Here is a 19,604-nt window from a genome sequence, read left to right as displayed (position 1 = left end):
GTTGTCCGGTCCCACAACCCTCAGTGGAAGAAGTGCCGCGTCCCCGTGAAGTACATCGTCACGCCCGCCTTCTTCGCGGCCTCGACGACGAGTTCGTCACGGACCGAACCACCCGGCTGCGCCACGGCCTTGACGCCGGCCGCGGTGAGGATCTCCAGGCCGTCGGGGAAGGGGAAGAACGCGTCGGAGGCGGCGTAGGAGCCGCGCGCCCGCTCCTCCCCCGCCCGCTCGACGGCGAGCTTCGCGGAGTCGACGCGGTTGACCTGGCCCATGCCGACACCGACCGAGGCGCCGTCCTTGGCAAGGAGGATGGCGTTGGACTTCACGGCCCGGCAGGCCTTCCAGGCGAAGGCGAGTTCCCGCAGCTCCTCGGGGCTCAGCGCCTCGCCGGTGGCCAGGGTCCAGTGGGCCGGGTCGTCGCCGTCTGCCTGGAGCCGGTCGGTGACCTGGAGGAGGACACCGCCGTCGACGGGCTTGACCTCGACCTGGTTGGCGGGGGCGCCCGGCGCCTTCAGCACGCGGATGTTCTTCTTCTTGGCGAGGGCCTCCAGGGCCCCCTCCTCGTAGTCGGGCGCCACGATGACCTCGGTGAAGATCTCCGCGACCTGCTCGGCCATCTCCTTGCTGACCGGCCGGTTCACGGCGATGACCCCGCCGAACGCCGACAGCGGGTCGCAGGCGTGCGCCTTGCGGTGCGCCTCGGCGACGTCCGCACCGATCGCGATGCCGCAGGGGTTGGCGTGCTTGATGATCGCGACGCAGGGCTCGTCGTGGTCGTACGCGGCACGGCGCGCGGCGTCCGTGTCCGTGTAGTTGTTGTACGACATCTCCTTGCCGTGCAGTTGCTCGGCCTTCGCGAGGCCACCGCCACTGGCGTCGACGTAGAGGGCGGCGGGCTGGTGCGGGTTCTCGCCGTAGCGCAGGGTGTTCTCGCGCTCCCAGGTGGCACCGAGGAAGTCGGGGAAACTCGACTCGTCGACGGGCGCGTACTCGGAGGCGAACCAGGAGGCGACCGCCACGTCGTACGACGCGGTGTGCTGGAAGGCCTCGGCGGCGAGCCGCTTGCGGGTGGCGAGGTCGAAGCCGCCGTTCCGCACGGCCGCGAGGACGTCGGCGTACCGCTCCGGGCTGGTGACCACGGCGACCGAGGGGTGGTTCTTGGCGGCGGCGCGGACCATCGAGGGGCCGCCGATGTCGATCTGCTCGACGCACTCGTCGGGCGAGGCACCCGAGGCGACGGTCTCACGGAACGGGTAGAGGTTGACGACGACGAGGTCGAACGGCTCGACACCGAGCTCTCCGAGCTGCTGCCGGTGGCTCTCCAGGCGCAGGTCGGCGAGGATGCCGGCGTGGACCTTGGGGTGAAGGGTCTTGACCCGGCCGTCCAGGCACTCCGGGAAGCCGGTGAGCTCCTCGACCTTGGTCACGGGGACGCCGGCGGCGGCGATGCGGGAGGCGGTGGAACCGGTGGAGACGAGTGCGACACCTGCCTCGTGCAGTCCGCGGGCGAGCTCCTCGAGCCCGGTCTTGTCATAGACGCTGACGAGCGCGCGCCGGATGGGCCGCTTGTTGCTCTCGGCGGTGGCGGTCACTGGATAACTACCTTTCGTCCCTCAATGCGGTGGCCGTTGCGAGCGATCCGCCCCACGACCTCGACGAGCAGGCTTCGCTCGACTTCCTTGATGCGCTCGTGCAGAGCGCTCTCGTCGTCCTCGTCCCGGACCTCCACCACGCCCTGAGCGATGATCGGCCCGGTGTCGACGCCGTCGTCGACGAAGTGGACGGTGCAGCCGGTGACCTTGGCGCCGTACGCGAGCGCGTCCCGTACGCCGTGGGCCCCGGGGAAACTGGGCAGCAGGGCGGGGTGCGTGTTCACGGTCCGCCCGCCGAACCGCGCCAGGAACTCCTTCCCGACGATCTTCATGAACCCGGCGGAGACGACGAGGTCGGGCGCGTGGGCGGCCACGGCGTCGGCCAGCGCCCGGTCCCACTCCTCCCGGGTCCCGAAGTCCTTCACCCTGGTCACGAACGTCGGGATCCCGGCCCGCTCGGCACGCGCGAGCCCCTCGATGCCGGCGCGGTCGGCGCCCACGGCGACGACCTCGGCGCCGTAGGCCTCGACACCGGTCTCGGCGATCGCGTCGAGGAGCGCCTGGAGGTTGGTGCCGGATCCGGAGACCAGCACGACGAGGCGCTTGGCCACGGGCTTGGCGGCCACGGTGGGGCCCTTTCTCGGGGGAGCGTCGGTACGGCGGCCGGACTCGCACACGCTTTGTACATTCGTACGAGTGCTTCGCGCCCCCGGATACGGGGAAGTCTACGAAGCGGCCGACCGTCAGCAACGATACCGGCACACCGGACGGCCCCCACGGGACGGGGGCGTGGCCGGAAGGTAGCGTCTGGGAGGTACCGAGACGGGAACGCGTTCGGGATACGACGCGTTCACGAAGTAACCAGTCGTTTCGTCCGCTGTGTCGATCAGCCGTAGCCATCAGCTGTATCCATGCAGTCGTATCCGCAAGCCAGCCAGTCGTATCCATCCGCTCTGTTCATCTTGATCTAGGGGAAGACGCTCACTTGATGCCGGACCGCAGCCTGGGACTTCGTATGCTCCCCCCGCAGTCGGTGCAGGGAGGGCCGCGTTTCGTCGTGCTGTTGCGGGAGCGGCCGACCTCGCCGCCGGAGGCACCCTCGGACCGGCCGAAGGGCGACCAGCAGGACGACAACCCCTTCGCCCCGCCGCCGGAGGGCGCACCGGACAAGCCGTGGCAGCCGCGCCGCCCGGCCGGTGACGGCGACCAGGAATCGCCCTGGGGCAGCCAGTGGAGCGACCGTCAGCCCGGTCGGCAGTCCGGCGGCTTCGGCCAGCGTCCCGACGAGAGCGGCCCGGGCGGCGGCGGCCAGGGCGGCCCCGGCGGCCCGGGCATGCGCTTCGACCCGACGGACCCGGCCCAGCGGCGGGCGCGGTACGCCCTGCTGAGCGGCATGTGGGGCTTCCTCTTCGCTCTCTTCGGCTGGCCTTACCTGGCACTGCTGCTGGGCGTGCTGGGCATCTACTGGGGTGTCAGCGCGCTCCGGGCCAAGCCGCGCAGCCCCGAGGAGGCCGCGGCCCACGCCAACGCCACCGCCACCGCCACGACCGCCGGCCGACCGCAGACGACGGCGGCCATCAGCGGCCTGGTCACGGCGTCACTGGCCCTGGCCCTGGTGGCGGCGACCTTCACGGCCCAGATGGTCTACCGCGACTACTACACCTGCGTCAGCGACGCCCTCACCAACGAGGCCAAGCAGTCCTGCGACCACCTGCTCCCCAAGGAACTCCGCACCATCCTGGGCACCACGAACAGCTGAGGGGCCGTGCGAGGGCAGCCAGGAGCGCTTCGGACTCACTGACGGCCGATCAGGAACCGTCGGAACTGTCCGCCGACCGGGTCCCGTCCGGGCTGTGCGACGGTCGGGGGCCGTCCGGGCTGTGCGACGGTCGGGGGCCGCTGTAGTCGTCTGGCGGTCTGGGTCCGCTGGGGCTGTCCGGGGGTCGGGTTCCGCTGGAGCCGTCCGAGAGTCGGGGTCCGCTGGGGCCGTCCGAGAGTCGGGGGCCGTTGGGCCCCTCCGACAGTCGGGGGTCGCTAGGGCCGTCCGAGAGTCGGGGGTCGCTGGGGCCGTCCGGGGGTTCGGATGCCTTTCGTAGTGGCGCCCAGGGGGTCTTGCGTGCCGTTTCGTCCTGCCAGGGGTCGGGCGGTGGCGGGGTGGCCGGCACCCTTTCGTACGGCTCGGCGGGCAGCGCCTCGTACGGCTCGAAGGTGTCGCCGTCGCCCTGGTCGGGCAGGAGGACGGCCACCGGGGCCTGGGCCGGGGCCGGGTTCTCCCTCTCCGTCGGCGGCTCCTCCCCCGGCTTCTGCTTGCCGAAGCCCAGCCAGGCCGCGAGCGAGGCCGGGCCCAGCCCCCGACAGGCCCGCAGGGCCAGGGCCGCCGGGACGCCCGCCCCGAGGAGCCAGGCGCAGGTCGCCGCGCCCGTCTGCCACCAGACCGGGCCGAAACGGGTGAGCGCGGCGACACCCAGGGGGCCGCCCGCCAACTCGGCCAGGGCCGCGAGCAGCAGCGCGCACAGCAGCGCCGCCAGGGTCATCACCCCGGCCGTACGCCCGGCCGGCCAGCGCCGTCTGACCGCCCTGCCCACCACGAACCACGCCATCGTCACCCCGGCCGCCATCGGCACCGCACCGGCCAGCCAGTTCAACGGCGTACCGGGTCCGTCCACCGGCACGGCCGCGAGCAGCGGAAAGGGCGGCAGCAGCGGGGCCGGGTCGGCGGCCAGCGGGTTCACGACATGACCGGCGCCGAGCGCGAAGCCGGGGCCGACGGCGTACGACGCCGACCACACCGCCGCGTTCGGGATCAGCGACACGCAGAGCAGCAGGACCGCGAACCGGCCCGTCCACCCCTCCGTCAGCTGCAGGAACGACGCCCGGGCCACGTCACCGTGCGCCACCAGCTCCACCGCGAGCAACAGCGTCCCGCCCCCGAAGAACACGGCCACCCCGGCCAGGGAGGCGCGGACGGCCGTACCCCACCGCACCCGGGTGTCCCGGCCGAGGAGCCGTCGCCGTACCGGCCCCGGGAGCACCACCGCCAGACGCAGCAGCGGCTCGCGCGGACGGCCGTACGCCGTCCACACCCCGGCGCCCGCCGCGCCCGCCGCGAGCAGCGGCAGACACACCGCCACCCACCCCCACTGGGGGCGCAGTTCACCACCGGACGCGTACAACGCGGCGCAGCCGCCGACGCCGAGGTAGCCGGCCACGACCCCGGTCCAGGCCGTCCGGGCCCGGACCGGCGGTGGTGCGTCGGCGCCGTCGCCGTCGTGTTCCGGGGCGTCCACCGCCTCCCGCGCCCCCCGGTACACCAGCAGCACCGGCAGCACGAGCAGCAGCAACGGCGTCACCCCGACCGGGGCCGGCACCCCGGACAGGGTGTCGGTGCGGACCAGTTCGACCCCATGGGCGAGGAACCACAGCGCCGCCGCGAGATGCAGCGCGCCGCCCGGTCCGCTGTCGGGATACGGCGAACTGACCCACAGCGCCATCACCAGCACGGAGACGCAGGCGAGTCCGAGCCCGGCCGCGATCGCGCCGCCCAGGAGGCTCGCGGCCAGCCCGGGGGAACGGTCGCACAACCGGGTGAGCAGGAGCGACAGAAGCGGCGGGCGCGACGGGCGCGACGGGCGCGGCGGAGGTGCCGTCGGCGGTCGGTGGGCGGGCATCCGAATCACGACGGCCATGCTCCCAACGACACGCGCTTTCCCGTCGTAACAGGCGAACCACCGAAGTGTCGCCCAATATATGTTTATGTGTTTTTTCGAAGGAAGGTGCGCCCGGTGACGCAGAGCCCTGTCCCCTCCGACGAGGCCGTACCGTCCACTGCCCTGACGCCCACTCAGGCCTTCGACGCGCTGTACGCGTTCTGCGCCCCGGCCCTGGTACGGCAGACCTATCTGCTCACCGGGCGCCGGGAGCTGGCGCGCGAAGCCGTCGAGCGGGCCTTCCAACTCGCCTGGCAGAACTGGCCGCAGGTGGCCCGCGACCGGGACCCGGCCGGCTGGGTGCGGGCGGTGGCGCACGAGTGCGCGCTCTCCCCCTGGCACCGGTTCCGACTGCGCTACCGCCAGCCCGAAGCGCCGCCGGCCGACGCGGCCGACCGCGCCGTCCTGGAGGCACTCCTCCAACTCCCGCCGTCGTACCGCCGCACGCTCCTGCTCTACGACGGTGTCGGCCTGGACCTGCCGGAGACGGCGGCGGAGACGGAGGCGAGCACTCCGGCGGCGGCGCGGCGGCTGACCCACGCGCGGCGGGCGGTCGCCGCGCGGGTTCCCGAGCTGGCGGATCCCGCCGCGTTGCACCGGCGGCTGACCGAACTGGCCTCGACGGAACGTCTGCGGGCGGCCCGGCCGACCGCGGTGCGGACCTGCTCCGAGCGACGGACACGTTTCTGGACCCGGTCCGCGCTGGCCTTCACGGCGACGATCATCGCGGCGACGACGCTGACGCTGCGGACGGCGCCGACACACTACGAGGCACCGATCGGTCCGGCACAGGCGATCAGCGGGATCCCGGCGGAGGTGGGGCTGGGACCGCTGTCGGCAGGTGAGCGGGCGCTCCGGCTGAAACTGCAGAGGGACGCGGACAACGGCCCGGAGAGACTGGCACCGCTGGCGGGGTGAGTGCGTCGGCTGCGGGCAGTCGTGCCTCCCACAGTGCCTCAAGGGCCTGGGAGGTGCCCCCAGGGCGGCACGGGTGGGCGATGGGGGTGTCCCCCCGCTCGAACGAAGCCGAGAGTGGGGGAGGCACCCGGCAAGCGCCGGTGAGCGAAACGCCGGTAGGCCCGTCCCCGGGGTGGGGACGGGCCTACCGGCGTTCAGTCAACCGGCGTCGAGAACGACGCTCAGCCGGCCAGCAGCTCGCGCGCCAGCTTCGCCGTCTCGGTCGGGGTCTTGCCGACCTTGACGCCCGCGGCCTCCAGGGCCTCCTTCTTCGCCTGGGCGGTGCCCGACGAACCGGAGACGATGGCGCCGGCGTGACCCATGGTCTTGCCCTCCGGCGCGGTGAAGCCCGCGACGTAACCGACGACCGGCTTGGTCACGTTCTCCTTGATGAACGCGGCCGCACGCTCCTCGGCGTCGCCACCGATCTCACCGATCATCACGATCAGGTCGGTGTCGGGGTCGTCCTGGAACGCGGCGAGCGCGTCGATGTGCGTGGTGCCGATGATCGGGTCGCCACCGATGCCGACGGCGGTCGAGAAGCCGATGTCACGGAGCTCGTACATCATCTGGTACGTCAGCGTGCCGGACTTCGAGACCAGGCCGATACGGCCCGGCTTGGTGATGTCGCCCGGGATGATGCCGACGTTCGACTGGCCCGGGGTGATGATGCCGGGGCAGTTCGGGCCGATGATCCGGGTCTTGTTGCCCTTCTTGCCGGCGTACGCCCAGAAGGCCGCCGAGTCGTGCACGGCGATGCCCTCGGTGATCACGACGGCCAGCGGGATCTCGGCGTCGATGGCCTCGTCGACCGCGGCCTTGGTGAACTTCTCCGGCACGAAGATGACGGAGACGTTGGCGCCGGTGGCCTCGATGGCCTCCTTGACGGTACCGAAGACCGGTACCTCGGTGCCGTCGAAGTCGACCTTCTGACCGGCCTTGCGCGGGTTGACGCCGCCCACGACGTTGGTGCCGTCGCCCAGCATGAGCTTGGTGTGCTTCATGCCCGTGGCGCCGGTCATGCCCTGGACGATGACCTTGCTGTCCTTGTTGAGCCAGATAGCCATGGTGTGTTCTGTCCTCGTCCTGAGTGCTTACTTGGCGGCGTGGGCCAGCTCGGCGGCCTTGTCGGCCGCGCCGTCCATGGTGTCGACGCGCTGCACCAGCGGGTGGTTGGCGTCGGTGAGGATCTTGCGACCCAGTTCGGCGTTGTTGCCGTCGAGACGGACGACCAGCGGCTTGGAGACGTTCTCGCCGCGGTCCTCCAGGAGCTTCAGGGCCTGCACGATGCCGTTGGCGACCTCGTCGCAGGCGGTGATGCCACCGAAGACGTTCACGAACACGGAGCGGACGTCCGGGTCGCCGAGGATGATCTCCAGGCCGTTCGCCATCACCTGGGCGGAGGCGCCGCCACCGATGTCGAGGAAGTTGGCGGGCTTGACGCCGCCGTGCTTCTCACCGGCGTACGCGACGACGTCCAGGGTGCTCATGACGAGACCCGCGCCGTTGCCGATGATGCCGACCTCGCCGTCGAGCTTGACGTAGTTGAGGTTCTTCTCCTTGGCGGCGGCCTCGAGCGGGTTGGCCGCGGCCTTGTCGTGCAGCTCGTCCCAGTCGTGCCGGAACTCGGCGTTGTCGTCGAGCGACACCTTGCCGTCCAGGGCGAGGACCTCACCGGAGACGACCTTCGCGAGCGGGTTGACCTCGACGAGGAGGGCGTCCGACTTGATGAAGGTGTCCCACAGCTTGACCAGGATGTCGGCGACCTGGTCGGCGACGTCGGCCGGGAACTTCGCCGCGGCGACGATCTCCTTGGCCTTGGCCAGGTCCACACCGTCGATCGCGTTGATCGGGGTCTGGGCGACAGCCTCCGGACGGGTGGCCGCCACCTCCTCGATCTCCATGCCGCCCTCGACGGAGGCGATGGAGAGGAAGGTGCGGTTCGCACGGTCGAGGAGGAAGGAGACGTAGTACTCCTCGACGATCTCCGGGGCGGTCTCGGCGATCATCACCTTGTGGACCGTGTGGCCCTTGATGTCCATGCCGAGGATGTCCGTCGCACGGGCGACGGCCTCGTCCGCGGAGGCGGCCAGCTTGACGCCACCGGCCTTGCCACGACCACCGACCTTCACCTGCGCCTTGACGACGGACTTGCCGCCCAGACGCTCGGTGATCTCGCGCGCCGCCTCAGGCGTGTCGATGACTTCACCGGCCAGCACCGGTACATCGTGCTTGGCGAAGAGGTCCCTCGCCTGGTACTCGAACAGGTCCACGCGCTTCCGTCCCTATCAGTGATCTCGCGGTTCGTTGGATGCGTGGGCGTGCCGCGAAGGGCAACGTGACGTCCGCAATGTGTCACAAGGGGGGCGCACACGGTGTCCGAGCGCGCGGCATGTCCGTCTCGCAGATTATCGCCGCTCGCTGGGGGTCTCTAAATCGGGAGTCACACCTGAGCGGTGATACCTGTCACATGATGCCGGGTATCCGGGGTTCTGGTGGCACGGCGTGCCGTTCTGCGAACGATGTGCGAGGCCTCACCGGGCTGGGGTTGGCCCGGTGAGGCCTCCGCCCCGGGGGCCGCGAGCCTCCGGGGCGGGCCGGCCTGTCCCCGCCCCACCGGGGACAGGCCGGCCCGGACCGCGGGGTCCCGGCGGGGGCGAACCGACGGTGTTCGGCCGCCCGCACCGAGCCACCCCGCGGAGTCAGGGAGTCAGACGGAGGAGACAGAGGGAGTAGTCAGTCAGACGGAGTAGGTCCTGGCCTGTGGACCGAGGACGTACTCCGGGGTCATGGGGGCGGTGCCGGCGGCGCCGATCATGGTCGCCGCTCGACTCTGCAGGGCCTGGGCGTGTGCCCTGGCGATGGCCTGAGCCTTGGCCGTGGCCTGCGCGGCCCGTGCCGCCCGGGCCCCCTGGATGGCCTGCGCGGCGCGGATCCCGGCCACCCGGCCCGTCCCCTCCGCGCCGAACCGCCGGCGTGTGACGTCGTGGGCGGCTATGACGAGGGAGCTGCTGATGTTCTTGTCCATGCGTGTGTCAGTCCTTCGGGGCTCCGGTGCGTGCGTCACGCATCCGCGAAGCCGGGAGTGCCTCCGGTGGGCCGGAAGCGCGGCTGGGTAGTTCGCCGACCGGAACGCTCGCAGGGGAGTCCACGAGGATCCGAGGGGGATCCCAGGGGGATCCGAGGGAGATCCCAGGGGTTCCGGACGGACGGGCAGACCTGTTCCGCCCCCGCGCGACAGGTCGGTGGCGGGGAGTGAGGAAAACGGTCGGCTGTCCTAGCCGGGGAAGACGGGGATGTCCCGGTACCTGTCCCGGGTCCCGGCCGCGTCGACACGCGCGGCGGCACCGGGCACGAGCCGCAGCGGCGCCCGGTCGTCGAAGGTCACGGCGTAGGCGTCGCCGTGCCGGGAGGAACCGCCGTCGACCACCGACTTGCCCAGCGCCCCGTCCGGGTCTCCGGTGGGCGCGGGGTGGCTCGGGAAGTCGAAGGCGTGGGCGGCACGGCGGCCGCCGGTGTGCGTGGGCGCGGCCGTCCGGGAGACGGGGGCGAGGGTGCCGGTGGTGCCCTGCGGCCCGTACGACGACCCGACGGTCACCGCCGGCTTCTTCGTACGGGGCGTCTGCTGCCGACCGCCGTCCGTCACCGCGGGCCGCGGCCCGGTGGTGCCGGGCGCCGAGGTGACCGGCGGCACCGGGCCGGACTCACCGGGCGGTTCCGACACCGGCGGGGTGGTGGACGTACCCGGCAGCGCCGGAAGCGTGGGGAGCGTGGGGAGCGAGGGCAACCGCACGGGCAGCGTGGCCAGCTCCGCCGGCAACTCCGACACCTGCTGCACCACGTCACCGAGCCCCTGACTCACGGCCACAGTGACGGCCACGGTCACCGAGCGAACCGTTTCCCCCACCACCGGCACGACCGTGACGACGGACGCGGTGGGCAGGGCGGGGGCGGAGAGCAGGGCGGGGGCAGTGGGCAGGACGGGGGCAGTGGGCCGCGTGAGGGCAGTGGGCCGCGCGGGGGCGGAGGGTGCCGTGCGGGCCGCTGGTGCGGTGGGGGCCGTTGGGGCCACAGGTGCGGTGGATGTCGCGGGGGCCGAGGAGAGCGTGGAGCGCATGGGGGCCGTGAAGCGCGTGAGGGCCGACTGGGTGACGGGCTTGCGGGGCACGGCTTCGCGGGCCGTGGCCTCGCGGACCGTTACGCGGACCGTCGCCTCACGAGGGGCTGTCAGGCGGGGCGATGTCGCGCGGGGGGCTGTCAGGCGAGCCGTCGCCTCGCGGACCGTTGCCTCGCGAGGGGCTGTCAGGCGGGCCGTCGCCGCGCGGGCCGTCGCCTCACAAGGCGCTGCCAGGCCGGGCGATGTCACGCGGGGCGTCGCCCGCTCCCCCTCCCGCACCGTCTCGGTGCGCGGAAGAACCTTCTCCACGCCCAGCCGACCCATCACGGCCGTCAACGACGGCGTCGACGGCACCGATGGCGTCCCCTCGGCCGCCTGGGCCCGCCCTCCGCAGAGGAGGCCGAGCGCGAGCAGTCCGCCGGCCAGCAGCGCCAGTTGCAGCGCACGTCGCCCCGCCGCGGTGCGCGACACACGCGCGGCGGAACCGGGCACGACGGCTGGCGAGGTCAAGACGGGGAGGATCCTCCCGTGCGGCGGGACGAGGACGCGGAGCTGGGATGCGGCGCGAGGGCCCGGAGAAACGCGGACCGCGACGCGGGCGTCGATCCTCGCACGCCCGGCCCTCCCTTGCGCAAGCCCCCTCTTACCGACGGGTAATCATGACCGGTTCACAAGACCTCTTTGACTTGATGCGGTCTCCTTCACAAGGTGTCCGGTACCGGGAGGGGCCGCTTCTCGATCGCCGCCGCCATCACCTCCGGGAAGAGATCGGGTGTGCAGGCGAACGCCGGTGCCCCCAGCGCGGCGAGCGCGGCCGCGTGCTCTCGGTCGTAGGCCGGCGCCCCCTCGTCCGACAGTGCGAGCAGCGCCACGAACTGCACCCCCGACGCCTTCATCGCCGCGACCCGCTTCAGCATCTCGTTCCGTATCCCGCCCTCGTAGAGGTCGCTGATGAGCACGACGACGGTCTCGGTCGGCCGGGTGATCTGCGACTGGCAGTACGCGAGCGCCCGGTTGATGTCCGTACCGCCGCCGAGCTGGGTGCCGAACAGGACGTCCACCGGGTCGTCGAGCTGGTCGGTGAGGTCGACCACCGCCGTGTCGAAGACGACGAGCCGGGTCTCGATGGACCGCATGGACGCCAGCACCGCCCCGAACACCGAGGCGTACACCACCGAGGCGGCCATCGATCCGGACTGGTCGATGCAGAGCACCACTTCCTTCTTCACCGACCGTGACGCCCGCCCGTACCCGATGAGCCGCTCCGGCACGATCGTCCGGTACTCGGGCAGGTAGTGCTTGAGGTTGGCCGCGATCGTGCGGTTCCAGTCGATGTCGTGGTGGCGAGGCCGGCTGATCCGGGCGCTGCGGTCGAGGGCGCCGGTGAGGGTGGCCCGGGTACGGGTGGCCAGCCGCTTCTCCAGGTCCTCGACGACCTTGCGTACGACCGCCCGTGCCGTCTCCTTCGTCGTCTCCGGCATCGCCTTGTTGAGCGAGAGCAGTGTGCCGACCAGGTGCACATCGGCCTCCACCGCCTCCAGCATCTCCGGCTCCAGCAGCAGCGCGGCCAGCCCCAGCCGGTCGATGGCGTCACGCTGCATGACCTGGACTACGGAGGACGGGAAGTACCTCCGGATGTCCCCGAGCCAGCGCGCCACCGACGGCGCCGACGCCCCCAGCCCCGCCGAACGCTCCCGCCCCGACCTCGGTCCGTCCCTCTTCCCGTAGAGCGCGGCCAGCGTCCCGTCCATCGCCGCGTCCCGCCCGGACAGCGTGCATCCGGTCCCGTCGGCGGCCTCACCCCCGAGCACCAGCCGCCAGCGCCGCAGCCGTTCCTGCGCCTCCTGCATCTCCGGCGTCTCCGGCGCTTTCTGTACCGAGACGTCGAAGCCGGTGCCGCCGTCCGTCAGACCCGCTGTCATCTCCCCGCCCCCACAAGGTCGTCGTCGTCAACCGCCGCCGCGTCGTCCAGGCCGAGCAGCAGCCGCAGCACCGGCAGTACGGCGTCCGCGCGCTCGGCATCCGCCTCGGCGCCGAAACCCGGTGTCCCACCGATCTGCCCGGCCCCTTGCGGCCGCTCCCCCGGGCCGCGGCGCACCAGCTCGCCGAGCGTTCTGCGCACCCCGGGCTCATAGGCAGAGAACGTCCGCCGCAGCAGCGGCAGTACGTCCGTGAACGCCTCCGGCGCCACCCCGGTCAGCCACGCGTCGACCAGGCCGAGCAGCCGCTCGTCGTGCACGAGCAGCATCCCGCCACCGCCGCTCCCCCCGACGAACCCCTCGATCCAGGCCGCCGCGTCGGCCGGCGGGGTCCCCGGCGAGAGCACCAGCCCCATCAGCCGGGCCGCCTCCGCCGCCCCCAGCTCCCCTTCGTCCAGCAGAATCCGCACAGCCCGCCCCCGCAGTACCCCGGGCACGGTGTCCCGCCCGGAGAGCACACGCAGCACCGCCCGCCAGCGACCACGAAGGTCACGGCGGCCTGGGCCTGAGCCGGGGCCGGAGCCAGGGCCGGAGCCGGAGCCAGTGCCTGAGCCGGAGCCAGTGCCTGAGCCGGGGCCGGTCTCCGCATCTCCCGCCGTCGCGGTCCCCGTTCCCGTCGCGGTCCCCGTTCCCGTCGCGGCGCCCGTCACCCTCACAGTCCCGGCACCCGCCACCGTCATGGTGTCCGCGCCCGTCATCGACACGGTCTCCGCGCCCGTCGCAGTCTCACTCAGCAACCCCACCGCCGTGTGCACCGCGTCCACATGCCCCCGCATCTCCTCCGCCGCGTCCGCGTCGAGGGCGGCGCAGGCCGGTGGGAGTCCGACGAAGACCCGCTCGGCGAGGCCCTCGGCCACCTCGGCGAGCGCCCGGGTGTCGGTACCCCGTACATCGCCGTAGCGCAGGGAACGGACCAGGGCCGGGAGGGCCTGGGCGAGTTGGCCGACGTCCGTGTCCAGCGCGGCCCGGTCGGCGAGCGCCCGCATCACCACCGGCAGCGCGTCCGGCAGGCCGGCGAGCAGGCAGTGCTCGGCGAGCGCGGTGACGTCGGCGAGGGCGGTCGCCTGCACCGCGTCGGACTCGGCCCTGGCCGTCGCCGCGCCCTCGACGGTCGTCCCCCACACCCCGGCCTCGGCCACCCGCACCGACAGCTCCGGCTCCCAGCGCAGCCGCCAGGTCTCCCGGAACGTGCCCGTGCTCCCCCTCGACTGCGCCTGCTCGCCCCACCCGATGCCCAGCAGCCGCAGCCGGTGCAGCAGCCGGCTGCGCCCGGCATCGGTCTCCTTGCGCAGGTCGAGTTCCAACTCCCGCTCCAGCGCCTCCGGCCGGAGTCTGAGCCGACGCTGCTCCCGGACCAGGTCGCGCTGCAACGGCACCGCGGGCGCCGCCTCCGGCACCTCCCCGAGCACGTCCCCGACCACCAGCCGGTCGTGCACCAGCGCCAGCGGAACGTCCGAGCCCTCGCAGAGCACCGCCCGCACCGCGTCGTTCGTCTCGCCCAGGCCGGGCAGCGGGCGGCCGCGCATCACGGCAAGGGTCTCGGCCAGCCGTACCGCCTCGATGACATGGGCCGAGGAGACGATCCGGTCCTCCTCCCGCAGCAGTCCGGCCACTTTGGTGAGCCACCGCTCCACCGGCCGGTCCGGGGCCCGGAACAGGTGTCCGTACCAGCCCGGTGAGTCGATACCCGCGCCGTATCCGCTCGCCCGTGCCAGCCGGCGGTTGGTCCATGGCACCCAGGTCATGTCCGTCCTGACCTTGGGCAGCCCCTTCAGCAGCTCCTTGTCGGCCGCGACGGTGCTCCGCGCGCGCAGCGCCGGTACATGCCACGCCCCGCACACCACCGCGACGTCCTCGCCGAACTCCCGTTGCGCCGCGCGCAGTTGGAGCCGCATATACGCCTCGCGCACCGGGTCCCGGTCGCGCCCGCCAACCCCGTACGTCTCCCGCAGCGCCTCCATCGCCTCCGCCACCGCGGCGAACGGCGCGAGTACGTCCCACTCCCGCTCCCCGGTGCCGCCCCGGTGCTCGACGACGTCCTCCCACCAGCGCTCGGGGTCGTCGTAACCGGCGGCCTCGGCGAGAGCGGCGAGGGGGTCGACCCGCATCCGCAGCTCGGCGTCGGATGCAGTGGCCTCCGCGTCGGATGCACCATCCCCGGCGCCGGATGCACCGGCCTCCGCGTCGGGTTCACCGGCCCCGGTGCCGGAGCCGCCAGCCCCGGTGCCGGAGCCGCCGCCCTCGCCGCCCTCGGTGCCGAAGTCGCCGGCCTCGCCGCCCTCGGTGCCGAAGTCGCCGGCCTCGCCGCCCTCGGTACCGGAGTCGCTTGACTCGGTGGCGGGCGGCGTGACCGCTTCCCCCTCGCCCCTCGCCCACGCCAGCGTGTGTGTGGCCGGCAGGTCGATGAAGCGGGCCGGGACCTCGTGTTCCAAGGCCCATTGGAGGGCCACCCACTCGGGGCTGAAGTCGGCCAGCGGCCAGAAGGCCGAGCGGCCGGGCTCGTCCACGGCGTGGGCGAGGAGAGCGACCGGGGGCCGCATCTGCGGGTCGGCGGCCAGCGGGATCAGCGCATCGGCCTCGGGCGGTCCCTCGATCAGCACGGCCTTCGGCCGGGCGGCCTCCAGAGCGGCCCGCACCGCCCGCGCGGAGCCGGGTCCGTGGTGCCGTACCCCCAGGAGCAGCGGCCCGGTCCGCTGCCGCGCGGAGTCGCTCATGCGCTCGCCTCCCGGCAGGCGCGGTAGAAGTCCTTCCAGCCGTCCCGCTCGCGGACGACCGTCTCCAGGTACTCCTGCCAGATGACCCGGTCGGCGGCCGGGTCGCGAACGACCGCGCCGAGGATGCCCGCCGCGACATCGCCGGCCCGCAGCACGCCGTCCCCGAAGTGGGCGGCCAGGGCGAGGCCGCTCGTGACGACGGAGATCGCCTCGGCCGTGGAGAGGGTGCCGCTCGGCGACTTCAGCTTGGTGCGGCCGTCGGTGGTGATGCCGTCGCGCAGCTCACGGAAGACGGTGACGACCCGGCGGATCTCCTCGATGCCGTCGGGCACGGCCGGCAGGTCGAGGGAGCGGCCCATCTGGTCGACGCGGCGCGCGACGATGTCGACCTCGGCGTCCGGGCTCTCCGGCAGCGGCAGTACGACGGTGTTGAAGCGGCGGCGCAGGGCGCTGGACAGGTCGTTGACGCCCCGGTCGCGGTCGTTGGCGGTGGCGATCAGGTTGAAGCCGCGGACGGCCTGCACCTCCTGTCCCAGCTCCGGGATCGGGAGGGTCTTCTCGGACAGGATCGTGATCAGGGTGTCCTGCACGTCGGCCGGGATCCGGGTCAGCTCCTCGACTCTCGCCGTCATCCCCTCCGCCATGGCCCGCATGACCGGGCTCGGCACCAATGCGTGCCGGCTCGGGCCGTTGGCCAGCAGCTGGGCGTAGTTCCAGCCGTAGCGGATCGCCTCCTCCGGAGTGCCGGCCGTGCCCTGCACCAGCAGGGTCGAGTCACCGCTGACGGCGGCGGCCAGGTGCTCGGAGACCCAGGTCTTGGCGGTGCCGGGCACGCCGAGCAGGAGCAGGGCGCGGTCGGTGGCGAGGGTGGTGACGGCGACCTCGACGATACGGCGCGGGCCGACGTACTTCGGTGTGATCACCGTGCCGTCCGGCAGGGTGCCGCCGAGGAGATAGGTGGCCACCGCCCAGGGCGACATCTTCCAGCGGGCCGGCCGCGGCCGGTCGTCCTGTGCGGCCAGCACGGCGAGTTCGGCGGCGAAGGCGTGCTCGGCGTGCGGCCGCAGGGCGTCGGGTGCGGTGGCGGCGCCCCCGGTCACGCCCCCGCCCCCGGTCGCGGAGTCGTTCTGGCTCGGTACGGCGGTCGTCGGATCGGTCGGTTCCACGGACACAGTCATGGCTGAGGCCCCCTCCAGCTCGGCCGGTTCGGATCTGGTGTCCACCGTGCACCACGCCACTGACAATCGCTCTGACCTGCACGAATACGCTCGCAGGGTCGATTGTCAGTGGTGGGATCTACCTTCGAGGACATGACTCAGCAGGGGGTGCGCTGGAGCGCGGACCAGGTGCTGGCACTGGCTCCTGACGCCGCGTCACGCAAGGCGGGAAGCAAACTCGGAGCGGCGGGGCCGTGGTCCGAGGCGGGGAGTTGCGAGGAGGGGACGGTATGGGGACTGTGCAAGGGCAGCGGCAGCAAGCCGTACCAGACGATCGTGGACATCGCGGACCCGGCCGGGCTCGCGTACAAGTGCAGTTGTCCCAGCCGGAAGTTCCCCTGCAAACACGCCCTCGGGCTGCTCCTGCTGTGGGCCGCCGAGGACGACACGGTGCCTACGGTGGCACAGCCGCCGGACTGGGCCGAGCAGTGGATCGCGGGCCGGCGCAAGCGCGCGGAGGACAAACGGCCGGCGGGCGACGGGAGTTCCCCGGCCGCGGCTGATCCCGAGGCGGCCCGGCGGCGGGCGGAGCGGCGGGCCGAGCGGGTCACGGCGGGCGCCACGGAACTGGAGCAGCGCCTGACCGACCTGCTGCGCGGCGGCCTGGCCTCGGCCGAACAGACGGGGTACGGGCTGTGGGAGGAGACGGCGGCCCGCATGGTCGACGCCCAGGCGCCCGGGCTGGCCGGGCGGGTGCGGGAGTTGGGTGCGATACCGGGCTCCGGGCCCGGCTGGCCGGTGCGGCTGCTGGAGGAGTGCGCGCTGCTGCACCTTCTCGACCAGGGCTGGCTGCGCCGCGATCGGCTTCCGGAGGGTCTGGCCGCCACAATCCGTTCCCGCGTCGGCCTGCCCGCCTCGGCGGACGGCCCGCCGGTGCGCGACCGCTGGCTGGTCCTCGCCCAGTACGACACGGCGGACGCGAAGCTGACGACCCGCCGGATCTGGCTGCACGGCGCCGACTCGGGCCGCACGGCACTGCTCCTCTCCTACGGCGCGGCCGGCCGCGCCCCGGAGCTGGCGCTGCCGGTCGGTCTCGCCCTGGACGCGGAGCTGTCCGCCTACCCTGGCTCGGGCGGGCACCGGGCGGCCCTGGGCGAGCGGTTCGCCGCGCCCGCACCCCTCTCGATGCGGCCGCCCGGCATGACGACGACCCGGGCGGCGGCCCGGTACGGGGAGGCGCTGCGGGAGGACCCCTGGCTGGAGTCGGTGCCGGTGACGCTGGGCCGGGTGGTACCCGTCCCGGACGGCGACTCCTGGCAACTGGCCGACGCGGACGGGGAGCTGGCGCTTCCGCTCTCCCCCGCCGCCCGCTCCCGGCCCGGCCTGTGGCGACTGGTCGCGCTCTCCGGCGGGACTCCGGTCACGGTCTTCGGCGAGTGCGGCCACCGGGGCTTCACACCGCTGACGGCCTGGCCGGAACACGAGGGCGAGGCGGTGCCGCTGTGCTGACCCGACCACACGGAATCCGCCCAACTCGCAGAACCCGCCCACGTCGCACATCCCGACGGCCTCACACAACCCCGCCAACCCGCGCAACCCGACGGCCGGTGACAACCCCACCAACCCACACGACCCAACGGCCTCAGGCGACCCGACCGCCTCACGCAACCCCGCCAACCCACACAACCCGACCGCCGCGTAGAAAGGAAACCCCGTGACCGCTTGGGAAGACCTCGTCACCACCGCTCTGCTGGGCACGGACCGGCGGCCGCCCGCGACCGGGGGGCCCGGGCGGGAGGCTCCGGTGGCCCTGCTGGACGAGGCGGCCGTGGCCACCGTACGGCGACGGGCCGGACTGCGGCCCGCGCGGGCCGCGCACCGCCCCGAACCGGCTCCCGAGGACCCGCGCCCCGCACTGCCGGCCGCGGCGGCGCGCAGGCTGGTGATGCTGCTCTCCGACCGCCCCGGCACCGGGACCGGCGGTCGCCGGGGTACCTCGCCCGACCTCATGGAGCTGCTGCCCCAGTGGCTCGCGGCGGCCAACGCACGCGGGTTCGCCGCGCCTCCGCAGACGCTGCCCGCGCTGCTGGACGCGGCGCGGGGCCGTACCGACCTGCGGCCCGCCGCGCTGGCCTTCGCCGGGTCGCGCGCCCTGTGGCTGGCCCGCCTCAACCAGGACTGGCGGTTCGCCCTGCGCGCGGCCCCGGGCGGCGGCGCGAGCCTGCCCGGCCCCGGGGACACGGAGGCGACAGGGCGGTTGTGGCAGGAGGGGTTGTTCGCGGAACGGGTCGCGCTGCTCGGGGCGCTGCGGGCCCGTGCCCCCGAGGCGGCGCGCGAACTGCTGGCCGGGACCTGGGCGACGGAGCGGGCGGAGGACCGGCTGATGTTCCTCGACTCGTTGCGCACGGGACTGGCCGCCGGGGACGAGCCGTTCCTGGAACTGGCGCTGTCGGACCGGAGCCGTAACGTGCGGACGACGGCGGCGGAGCTGCTGTCCGCACTGCCGGGCTCGGCGCTGGCGGGGCGGATGGCGGTGCGGGCCGGGGCGTGTGTGGCCGTCGACCACACGGGGGACGGCCCGGTGATCGCGGTGGAGGCGCCGCCGGAGTGCGATCCGGGTATGGAGCGGGACGGGGTGGTGGCCAAACCGCCGACCGGGCGCGGCGAACGGTCCTGGTGGCTGGGGCAGTTGGTGGAGGCGGCCCCGCTCACCACCTGGTCGCCGCGGCTCGGCGGCCGTACGCCCGCGGAGATCGTGGCGCTGCCGGTGGCGGACGGCTGGCAGGGCGAGCTGCACGCGGCCTGGTGCCGGGCCGCCGTACGGCAGGGGGAGGCCGCGTGGGCGAGAGCGCTGCTCGGGGTCCCGGCGGCACCGGAGGCGGGCGGTCCGGGCGCGGTGTCGCTGGCCGAGCGGGCCAAGCTGCTGGGCACGCTGGAGGGGGCGGAGCGGGCCGGGTGGGTGGCCGGATTCATCGCGGCGCACGGCCTGTCGGAGGCGTTCCAGTTGCTCGGCGTCTGCGCCGTACCGTGGTCGGCGCCGCTCGGCCGGGCCGTGGTGGACGCCCTCAACATCGCTCGGGACGCCGGGAGTTACCCCTGGAGTTTCAGCGGGGTGATGGGCCTGGCCGAGCGCTGTCTGGATCCCGCGGAGGCGGGCCGGCTGGACGCGTTGCTGGCGGTGCCGGACGAAGGGGAGGACGCGTCACCGGGTGCCGGCGGGTACTGGGCGGAGGCGTTCCAGCGGCTGGCGACGACGCTGCGGTTGCGGGCGGTGATGATGGAGGAACTGGGGCCGGCCGACAGCTGAGCGTCCGATGCCACGACGGCTCCCCGGCTCCCGGGGCCGCGCCTCCGAACCCCGGCGGCGTGAAGGGCCCCACG

At 73.3% G+C, this 19,604-nt stretch carries 14 protein-coding genes; 4 read left to right on the top strand and 10 right to left on the bottom strand.

Annotated elements, in window-relative coordinates:
* Window positions 1-20: 20 nt before the first annotated feature.
* Window positions 21-1,592 (bottom strand): bifunctional phosphoribosylaminoimidazolecarboxamide formyltransferase/IMP cyclohydrolase, encoded by a 1,572-nt coding sequence (purH, locus tag ACZ5K7_RS14160; protein WP_468913342.1) that lies wholly within the window; start codon window positions 1,590-1,592, stop codon window positions 21-23.
* Window positions 1,589-2,218, bottom strand: a complete 630-nt coding sequence (purN, locus tag ACZ5K7_RS14155; protein WP_468913340.1) for a phosphoribosylglycinamide formyltransferase — start codon at window positions 2,216-2,218, stop codon at window positions 1,589-1,591. Before purN ends, purH begins: the two co-directional genes overlap by 4 nt.
* A 362-nt stretch (window positions 2,219-2,580) precedes the next feature.
* Between purN and ACZ5K7_RS14150 the strand changes: the two genes are divergently transcribed.
* Window positions 2,581-3,351, top strand: a complete 771-nt coding sequence (locus tag ACZ5K7_RS14150; RefSeq protein WP_468913339.1) for a hypothetical protein — start codon at window positions 2,581-2,583, stop codon at window positions 3,349-3,351.
* 49 nt (window positions 3,352-3,400) lie between these two features.
* Here ACZ5K7_RS14150 and ACZ5K7_RS14145 read toward each other — a convergent pair whose 3' ends face one another.
* Window positions 3,401-5,278 carry a cell division protein PerM gene (locus ACZ5K7_RS14145; RefSeq protein ID WP_468913337.1) on the bottom strand — a complete coding sequence of 626 codons (1,878 nt, stop codon included), beginning with the start codon at window positions 5,276-5,278 and terminating at the stop codon, window positions 3,401-3,403.
* Here ACZ5K7_RS14145 and ACZ5K7_RS14140 point away from each other — a divergent pair.
* Window positions 5,249-6,217 (top strand): RNA polymerase sigma factor, encoded by a 969-nt coding sequence (locus ACZ5K7_RS14140; RefSeq protein ID WP_468913335.1) that lies wholly within the window; start codon window positions 5,249-5,251, stop codon window positions 6,215-6,217. The two genes, ACZ5K7_RS14145 and ACZ5K7_RS14140, sit on opposite strands and share 30 nt — an antisense overlap.
* 221 nt (window positions 6,218-6,438) lie before the next feature.
* On the opposite strand, the gene sucD is transcribed toward ACZ5K7_RS14140, so the two are convergent.
* The 7 genes from sucD to ACZ5K7_RS14105 form a co-directional block, all read right to left on the bottom strand.
* On the bottom strand, window positions 6,439-7,323 hold the full coding sequence (gene sucD, locus ACZ5K7_RS14135; RefSeq protein ID WP_351318330.1) for a succinate--CoA ligase subunit alpha: 885 nt from the start codon (window positions 7,321-7,323) through the stop codon (window positions 6,439-6,441).
* A 27-nt stretch (window positions 7,324-7,350) separates the two neighbouring features.
* Entirely contained in the window at window positions 7,351-8,529 is a 1,179-nt protein-coding gene (sucC, locus tag ACZ5K7_RS14130; protein ID WP_351693433.1) for an ADP-forming succinate--CoA ligase subunit beta, read from the bottom strand.
* 467 nt (window positions 8,530-8,996) lie between these two features.
* The gene (locus tag ACZ5K7_RS14125; protein WP_468913333.1) at window positions 8,997-9,284 is read right to left on the bottom strand and encodes a hypothetical protein; all 288 of its coding nucleotides are present in this window, start codon (window positions 9,282-9,284) and stop codon (window positions 8,997-8,999) included.
* 249 nt (window positions 9,285-9,533) lie between these two features.
* The gene (locus ACZ5K7_RS14120) at window positions 9,534-10,883 is read right to left on the bottom strand and encodes a hypothetical protein (RefSeq protein WP_468913332.1); all 1,350 of its coding nucleotides are present in this window, start codon (window positions 10,881-10,883) and stop codon (window positions 9,534-9,536) included.
* A gap of 191 nt (window positions 10,884-11,074) precedes the next feature.
* Complete coding sequence (locus ACZ5K7_RS14115; RefSeq protein WP_468913893.1) at window positions 11,075-12,223, bottom strand: VWA domain-containing protein; 1,149 nt, start codon at window positions 12,221-12,223, stop codon at window positions 11,075-11,077.
* 68 nt (window positions 12,224-12,291) lie between these two features.
* Window positions 12,292-15,066 carry a DUF5682 family protein gene (locus tag ACZ5K7_RS14110; protein WP_468913330.1) on the bottom strand — a complete coding sequence of 925 codons (2,775 nt, stop codon included), beginning with the start codon at window positions 15,064-15,066 and terminating at the stop codon, window positions 12,292-12,294.
* The gene (locus ACZ5K7_RS14105; RefSeq protein WP_351693446.1) at window positions 15,063-16,244 is read right to left on the bottom strand and encodes an ATP-binding protein; all 1,182 of its coding nucleotides are present in this window, start codon (window positions 16,242-16,244) and stop codon (window positions 15,063-15,065) included. Before ACZ5K7_RS14105 ends, ACZ5K7_RS14110 begins: the two co-directional genes overlap by 4 nt.
* Window positions 16,245-16,376: 132 nt before the next feature.
* Between ACZ5K7_RS14105 and ACZ5K7_RS14100 the strand changes: the two genes are divergently transcribed.
* Both ACZ5K7_RS14100 and ACZ5K7_RS14095 read left to right on the top strand, forming a co-directional pair.
* Window positions 16,377-17,732, top strand: coding sequence for an SWIM zinc finger family protein (locus ACZ5K7_RS14100; protein WP_351693449.1), 1,356 nt, complete (start codon window positions 16,377-16,379; stop codon window positions 17,730-17,732).
* A 205-nt stretch (window positions 17,733-17,937) separates the two neighbouring features.
* Window positions 17,938-19,530, top strand: coding sequence for a DUF5691 domain-containing protein (locus ACZ5K7_RS14095; RefSeq protein WP_468913328.1), 1,593 nt, complete (start codon window positions 17,938-17,940; stop codon window positions 19,528-19,530).
* The last annotated feature ends 74 nt before the right edge of the window (window positions 19,531-19,604 follow it).

It is taken from the genome of Streptomyces sp. NPDC031497 (genome assembly GCF_055580905.1).
Note: the sequence above shows the minus strand (reverse complement) of the source record. Positions and strands in the feature narration are given on the sequence as shown.